The organism is Sphaerotilus sp. (genome assembly GCF_041083715.1).
Classification (GTDB): domain Bacteria; phylum Pseudomonadota; class Gammaproteobacteria; order Burkholderiales; family Burkholderiaceae_C; genus Sphaerotilus.
In genome coordinates this window covers 1-6,737 of record NZ_JBFPGY010000295.1, presented here as the reverse complement: position 1 = coordinate 6,737, position 6,737 = coordinate 1, and the positions used below count along the sequence as shown (strand labels likewise).

The window sequence follows — 6,737 nt, the reverse complement described above, 5'->3', positions numbered from 1 at the left end:
GGCATCCTGGTCGAGTGCGCGGACGAGCTGCAGCCGCTGGCGGTGGCCAAGCTGCTCAAGGCGCTGGTGGACCGCGAACAGCCGGGCCTGGTGATCCTGGGCAAGCAGGCGATCGACGACGACTGCAACCAGACCGGTCAGATGCTGGCCGCGCTGGCCGACCTGCCGCAAGCCACCTTCGCCTCCAAGGTCGAAGTCGCCGATGGCCGCGCCAAGGTGACGCGCGAAGTGGACGGCGGTCTGGAAACGGTGTCGGTGTCGCTGCCTGCGATCATCACCACCGACCTGCGCCTGAACGAGCCGCGTTACGTGACGCTGCCGAACATCATGAAGGCGAAGAAGAAGCCGCTGGAAGTCATCAAGCCGGATGCGCTGGGCGTGAACGTGGCGTCGCGCATCAAGACGCTCAAGGTCGCCGAGCCGGCCAAGCGCGGCGCGGGCATCAAGGTGGCGGACGTGGCGACGCTGGTCGCCAAGCTGAAGAACGAAGCGAAGGTGATCTGAGATGGCTGCACTCGTTATTGCTGAACACGACAACGCCCACATCAAGGGCGCGACGCTCAACACCGTGACCGCCGCGGCACAGCTCGGTGAAGTCCACGTGCTGGTCGCGGGTCTGAACGCCGGTGCGGCCGCCGCTGCTGCGGCCCAGATCGCGGGTGTGACCAAGGTCCTGCACGCCGACGGCGCGAGCCTCGCCGACGGCCTGGCCGAGAACCTCGCCGCGCAGGTGCTGGCCGTGGCCGGTGGTTACAGCCACCTGCTGTTCCCGGCCACCGCCAGCGGCAAGAACGTCGCTCCGCGCGTCGCTGCCAAGCTGGATGTGGCCCAGGTCACTGACATCACCAAGGTGATCAGCGCCGACACCTTCGAGCGCCCGATCTACGCCGGCAACGCCATCGCTACCGTGCAGAGCACCGACGCGGTCAAGGTCATCACCGTGCGCACGACCGGCTTCGACGCCGCCGCCGCCGCTGGTGGTTCCGCTGCCGTCGAATCGGTCGCCGCCGTGGCCGACTCGGGCAAGAGCCAGTTCGTCGGCCGCGAGGTCACCAAGAACGACCGCCCCGAGCTGACGGCTGCCAAGATCATCGTCTCCGGTGGTCGAGCGCTGGGCTCCAGCGACAAGTTCAATGAAGTGCTGATCCCGCTGGCGGACAAGCTGGGTGCCGCGCTTGGCGCCAGCCGCGCTGCGGTCGACGCGGGCTACGCGCCCAACGACTGGCAGGTCGGGCAGACCGGCAAGATCGTGGCGCCGAGCCTGTACATCGCCGCCGGCATCAGCGGTGCGATCCAGCACCTGGCCGGCATGAAGGACTCCAAGGTGATCGTCGCGATCAACAAGGATCCCGAGGCACCGATCTTCAGCGTCGCCGACTACGGCCTCGAAGCCGATCTCTTCACCGCCGTGCCGGAGCTGGTGAAGGCGCTGTAAGCCGTCACCGACACCGACGCACTGTCCGTCCCGAAGGGCGCCCCACGCGATGAGGCGCCTTTTTTTCGACCTCGCGACCCCGTTCAGTCCACAACAGCCCACGAAGGATCCCGAAAAATGACCTACCGCGCCCCCGTCAAGGACTTCCTGTTCGGCCTCAAGGAACTCGCCGGCCTGGAGCAGCTCACCCAGATCCCCGCCTTCGCCGACCACGGACTGGACACCGCCCAGGCCGTGCTCGAAGAGTGCGCCAAGTTCAACGAGAACGTCGTCGCCCCGCTGAACTGGGAAGGCGACAAGAACCCGTCGTCGTGGAAAGACGGCGTCGTCACCACCACGCCCGGTTTCAAGGAAGCGTTCAAGCAGCTCGGCGAAGGCGGCTGGCAGGGCCTGCAGCATCCCGAGGAATTTGGCGGCCAGGGTCTGCCGAAGGCGATCGGCGCGGCCTGCATCGAGATGATCAACAGCGCCAACCTGAGCTTTGCGCTGTGCCCGCTGCTGACGGACGGGGCGATCGAGGCGCTGCTGACCGCCGGTTCCGACGCGCAGAAGGCGACCTACCTGACGCCGATGGTCGAAGGCCGCTGGACTGGCACGATGAACCTGACCGAGCCGCAGGCCGGCTCGGATCTGGCGGCGGTGCGCACCAAGGCCGATCCGCAGCCGGACGGCACCTACAGGATCTTCGGCACCAAGATCTTCATCACGTATGGTGAACACGACATGGCCGAGAACATCGTCCACCTCGTGCTGGCCCGCGTGGTCGGCGCGCCGGAGGGCGTGAAGGGCATCAGCCTGTTCATCGTGCCGAAGTTCATGGTGAACGCGGACGGCAGCCTCGGCGAGCGCAATGACGCGCACTGCGTCTCGATCGAACACAAGATGGGCATCAAGGCCAGCCCGACCGCGGTGCTGCAGTTCGGCGACCACGGCGGCGCGGTCGGCTACCTGGTCGGGCAGGAGAACCGCGGCCTCGAATACATGTTCATCATGATGAACGCGGCGCGCTTCGCGGTCGGGGTGCAAGGCATCGCGGTGGCCGAGCGGGCGTACCAGAAGGCGGTGCAGTACGCGCGTGACCGCGTGCAGTCGCGGCCGGTGGACGGCTCGACCCCCGGTGCCGCGGCGATCATCCACCACGCCGACGTGCGCCGGATGCTGATGACGATGCGCGCCTACACCGAGGGCTGCCGTTCGCTGGCGCTGGTGGCGGGGGCCGCGTATGACGCCGCGCACCACCACCCGGACGCCGACACCCGCAAGGTCAACCAGACCTTCTACGAGTTCATGGTGCCGCTGGTGAAGGGTTACTCGACCGAGATGAGCCTGGAGGTGACGAGCCTGGGCGTGCAGGTCCACGGCGGCATGGGCTTCATCGAGGAAACGGGCGCGGCGCAGTATTACCGCGACGCCAAGATCCTGACCATCTACGAAGGCACGACCGCCATCCAGGCCAACGACCTCGTGGGGCGCAAGACTGGGCGCGATGGTGGGCAGACCGCCAAGGCGCTGGCCGGGCAGATCGAGCAGACCGAGGCGCTGCTGGCGGCGCGTGACAGCGTGGCGGCCCAGTCGTTCGCGAAGAACCTGACGGCGGCGCGATTGGCTTTCCTCGACGCGGTGGACTTCATCGCCGCCAACGGCCGCAGCAACCCGAACGCCGCGTATGCCGGCTCGGTGCCGTACCTGATGCTGGCCGGCAACCTGATGGCGGGCTGGCAGATGGGCCGCGCGCTGCTGGCGGCGCAGGACTGCATCAACGAGGGCGAGGACGTCGCCTTCATGCAGGCCAAGGTCACCACGGCGCAGTTCTATGCGGAGCACATTCTGGTGAAGGTGCCGGGGTTGCGGGATGCGATCGTCGCAGGCGCGGATTCGGTGTGCGCTATGGCGCTGGATGCGTTCTGATCGGGCGTTGAGCTAGACGTTCGGGCAGCCGGCCTGATGGGGTGGCTGCCCGTTTTGCTTTACCCGAGAGATTCCAGCAAGACCTCAGGGTGTTTGCGAGCGATTCGGATCAATGCTTGCGCGGCCCCGGAAGGCGAGCGCCGACCTTGTTCCCACTCTTGCAGCGTGCGCTTTGAAATGCACAGTGCTTCGGCAAACTGAGCTTGCGACAGCCCGGTCTGCTGGCGGGCGTCCGCGACTTCGTTCAGCTCGACCTCGGTGATTCTGGCGGCTTGGTCTGCCTGCATTTCCTTGACGGATTGAAGGAGTTTCAGGCCGAGTTCGGTGCCGGACAGGGTGTCAGTGGGTGGGCGACGATTCTTCATTTTCAATGGCCTCTCGAACGGCTTTGAGAATATGGCCAGGGATGTTGCCTCTGACCGCCTTGGCGTAGATGACGAGGAGCCAGATCTTGCCGAATGGCAGGCGAGTGAAGTAGATCACTCTGACACCTCCGCGCTTGCCCATGCCTGGCCGAGACCAGCGCACCTTGCGGCAGCCCCCACTGCTCGGGATTACATCGCCTGCCTCCGGGTTGCCGGCGATCCATACGCAAAAGGCGGCGCGCTCTTCTTCAGTCCACAGGTTTTTCGCGTCTTCGATGAAGGACGGCGTTTCTGCGATGGTGTACATGGAGATGTACTGTACGTCAAAGACGTACCATGCGCAATCTTTGCCGTTGAAGGATCGGGATGTCGCCTTCATGCAGGCCAAGATCACCACGGCGCAGTTCTCTGCGGAGCACCTTCTGGTGAAGGTGCCGGGGCTGCGGAATGCGATCGTCGCGGGCGCGGATTCGGTGTGTGCGATGGCGCTGGATGCGTTCTGATCGGGCGTTGAGCTAGATGCTCGGGCAGCCAGCCTGATGGGGTGACTGCCCGTTTTTATCTGAGATATTCCGGCAAGATCTCAGGGTGTTTGCGAGTTAATTACGACCAGCTATTCGATTAAGCGGCGCCCTGACGGTAATTTTTGTTGCCTAGATCAAGGCAACTCAGCGGCGCGTTAGTCATATCGAGTAATTGTTGTTTCTTTTCTTCGCAGAGAGTTTCTTCATCCAATGCACTAATTGCTTCGTATATATCGTAAATGTGCTTCTCAGCATCCTCTATACGTGATCGCACGTTATCCAATTCCTTGGATCGCGCCAAGAGCTCAGATAGGAGTTTGCTCTGCAAGGAGACGATGTCATCGAAGTCAAGTTCGATGTGCGCCAACGCTTGTCGTGCGGTCGGCTCCTTGGTCACATTTGCACATATAACGACCGCACCGTTTTTCAGTGACGCCATTTTTGATAGGTCAGTGGTCGAGACGAGTTCATGCAAATCATCTGGAAATGGTACAGAGCTAGGTCCGCGGAATACTCGCATTTTTGATTTTTCGTTGGTTGAAGAAGTGAATTTTGGTGTGTCGTGACACTTGGCGAATAGCGTTTTATCAGGCGCCTTCATTTCCTGAATGAACTGCAACAGATCCAAGGTTGGGCTTCTCACGTCAAGGACTACCGTCGCCCACCCGCGATCAGCGCCATCATCTCCGGATAGTGGTAAGTCGCATTCGTCGCAGGATGGTGCTTCGCCGCCGCGATCATCGCCTCCGCGATCTGCTCCACCCGTATCGACCGATACTTCCCCGGCGTCACGAACGACAACAAGGGCAGCGCCTTTTCAAGCAGCCACGGCGTGTGCCGCGACCCGATGATCATCGCGGGACGGAACACGCTCACGATCCCCGGCCCGCTCGTGCGCACGGCTTCTTCCGCCTCGCCTTTCACCCGGTTGTAGCGCGCCATGCCGGCCGCGCCACTGCCGCTGGTCTTCGCCGTCGGGTCCGCCCCGGCGGCGCTCATGAACGCGAGGTGCCGGACCTGGTCCGAATCCCGCAGCGCACGGGCGAACGCCTCGTTCAGCGCCACATCGACCGCGCGATGCGCCTCCAGCGTGAGCTTCGCGGTGTCGGCGCCGACGCCCAGCACGCTGAACCCTTCCAGCTCGCCGCCGACCGCTCGCGCCACCTCCAGGGTCGCCGCGGCGAGGGACGCCGGCGCCATGTCAGGCACGAGTTTCTCCACCAGCCGGCGGCCAGTGGCGCGGGCCAGCGCGACCGCCTCGGGCAGCGATCGGCGCGACAGCGTGATGACAGTCCCGAAACCCTCGTCGTGGAACAAGGCGTGGAGCAAGGCGCCTCCGACCGATCCGGAGCCGCCGAGGACGATGGCGGTGCGTTGGTGGGTCAGTTCGCATGGCGTGCCCATTCGGAGCGTCCTTGTGTCAGGTCCAAGTTTCCATTGTCTACCGGCTCGGCACCTGAGCGACACGTCCACGTCCCCGAAAACGGCACACTGTTCCCACCCATCCATCGCCCCAAAATCAGGAGACCGCCTTGCCCCTCCCGTCCATCCTCGCCAACCTCCCCCTGCCCATCATCGGCTCCCCGCTGTTCATCATCAGCAACCCGAAGCTCGTCATCGCCCAGTGCCAGGCCGGCGTGGTCGGCTCGATGCCCGCGCTGAATGCCCGCCCGGCGTCACAGCTCGACGACTGGCTCGCCGAGATCACCGAAACCCTGGCCGCCTACAATGCCGCGCACCCGGACGCCCCCGCCGCGCCGTTCGCCATCAACCAGATCGTCCACAAGAGCAACGACCGGCTCGACCACGACATGGCGGTCTGTGCCAAGTACAAGGTGCCGATCATCATCACGAGCCTCGGCGCCCGCACCGACGTGAACGACGCCGTGCATGCCTGGGGCGGCGTGGTGCTGCACGACATCATCAACAACACCTTCGCGAAGAAGGCGATCGAGAAGGGCGCCGACGGCCTGATCGCGGTCGCCGCGGGCGCGGGTGGGCACGCGGGGGTGAAGAGCCCGTTCGCGCTGATCCAGGAAATCCGCCAGTGGTTCGACGGCCCGGTGGCGCTCTCCGGCTCGATCGCCACCGGCGGCGCCGTGCTGGCCGCGCAGGCGATGGGCGCCGACTTTGCCTACATCGGCTCGGCCTTCATCGCCACCGACGAGGCGCGGGCGAGCGAGGCCTACAAGCAGGCGATCGTGGACGGCAACAGCGACGAGATCGTCTACAGCAACCTGTTCACCGGCGTCCACGGCAACTACCTGAAGCTGTCGATCCGCGCCGCGGGCCTCGATCCGGACCACCTGCCGGAAAGCGACCCGACCAAGATGAACTTCGGCGGCGACGCGAAGAAGGCGTGGAAGGACATCTGGGGCTGCGGGCAGGGCATCGGCGCGGTGGACGCCGTGGTGCCGGCCGCCGAGCGGGTGGCGCGGCTGCAGCGCGAGTACCTGGCGGCGAAGGCGCGGCTCTGCACCGGCTGAGGCCGGTCTGGTTCAGCCG

The 6,737-nt window shown here is 64.8% G+C and carries 9 protein-coding genes; 5 read left to right on the top strand and 4 right to left on the bottom strand.

Annotation, left to right across the window (positions count from 1 at the left end; genetic code table 11):
- From AB3X43_RS13825 to AB3X43_RS13815, 3 genes are all read left to right on the top strand, one after another.
- The coding region (locus AB3X43_RS13825; protein ID WP_369430441.1) for an electron transfer flavoprotein subunit beta/FixA family protein at positions 1 to 504 on the top strand (504 nt) is incomplete at its 5' end.
- Between the two features lies 1 nt (position 505).
- The gene (locus AB3X43_RS13820) at positions 506 to 1,435 is read left to right on the top strand and encodes an electron transfer flavoprotein subunit alpha/FixB family protein (RefSeq protein ID WP_369430440.1); all 930 of its coding nucleotides are present in this window, start codon (positions 506 to 508) and stop codon (positions 1,433 to 1,435) included.
- Positions 1,436 to 1,552: 117 nt separating this feature from the next.
- Positions 1,553 to 3,343 carry an acyl-CoA dehydrogenase gene (locus tag AB3X43_RS13815; RefSeq protein WP_369430439.1) on the top strand — a complete coding sequence of 597 codons (1,791 nt, stop codon included), beginning with the start codon at positions 1,553 to 1,555 and terminating at the stop codon, positions 3,341 to 3,343.
- A gap of 59 nt (positions 3,344 to 3,402) precedes the next feature.
- On the opposite strand, the gene AB3X43_RS13810 is transcribed toward AB3X43_RS13815, so the two are convergent.
- Positions 3,403 to 3,708, bottom strand: a complete 306-nt coding sequence (locus AB3X43_RS13810; protein ID WP_369430438.1) for a helix-turn-helix domain-containing protein — start codon at positions 3,706 to 3,708, stop codon at positions 3,403 to 3,405.
- Complete coding sequence (locus AB3X43_RS13805; RefSeq protein WP_369430437.1) at positions 3,683 to 4,015, bottom strand: transcriptional regulator; 333 nt, start codon at positions 4,013 to 4,015, stop codon at positions 3,683 to 3,685. The genes AB3X43_RS13810 and AB3X43_RS13805 overlap by 26 nt, the downstream gene beginning before the upstream one ends.
- Here AB3X43_RS13805 and AB3X43_RS13800 point away from each other — a divergent pair.
- On the top strand, positions 3,984 to 4,211 hold the full coding sequence (locus tag AB3X43_RS13800) for an acyl-CoA dehydrogenase C-terminal domain-containing protein (RefSeq protein WP_369430436.1): 228 nt from the start codon (positions 3,984 to 3,986) through the stop codon (positions 4,209 to 4,211). The two genes, AB3X43_RS13805 and AB3X43_RS13800, sit on opposite strands and share 32 nt — an antisense overlap.
- A gap of 118 nt (positions 4,212 to 4,329) precedes the next feature.
- Here AB3X43_RS13800 and AB3X43_RS13795 read toward each other — a convergent pair whose 3' ends face one another.
- Both AB3X43_RS13795 and AB3X43_RS13790 read right to left on the bottom strand, forming a co-directional pair.
- Positions 4,330 to 4,860 (bottom strand): hypothetical protein, encoded by a 531-nt coding sequence (locus tag AB3X43_RS13795; RefSeq protein WP_369430435.1) that lies wholly within the window; start codon positions 4,858 to 4,860, stop codon positions 4,330 to 4,332.
- 23 nt (positions 4,861 to 4,883) lie between these two features.
- Positions 4,884 to 5,636: a Rossmann-fold NAD(P)-binding domain-containing protein gene (locus AB3X43_RS13790; protein WP_369430434.1), complete on the bottom strand. Its 753-nt coding sequence runs from the start codon at positions 5,634 to 5,636 to the stop codon at positions 4,884 to 4,886.
- Between the two features lie 128 nt (positions 5,637 to 5,764).
- On the opposite strand from AB3X43_RS13790, the gene AB3X43_RS13785 reads away from it, so the two are divergent.
- Positions 5,765 to 6,718 carry an NAD(P)H-dependent flavin oxidoreductase gene (locus AB3X43_RS13785; protein WP_369430433.1) on the top strand — a complete coding sequence of 318 codons (954 nt, stop codon included), beginning with the start codon at positions 5,765 to 5,767 and terminating at the stop codon, positions 6,716 to 6,718.
- Positions 6,719 to 6,737 lie beyond the last annotated feature (19 nt).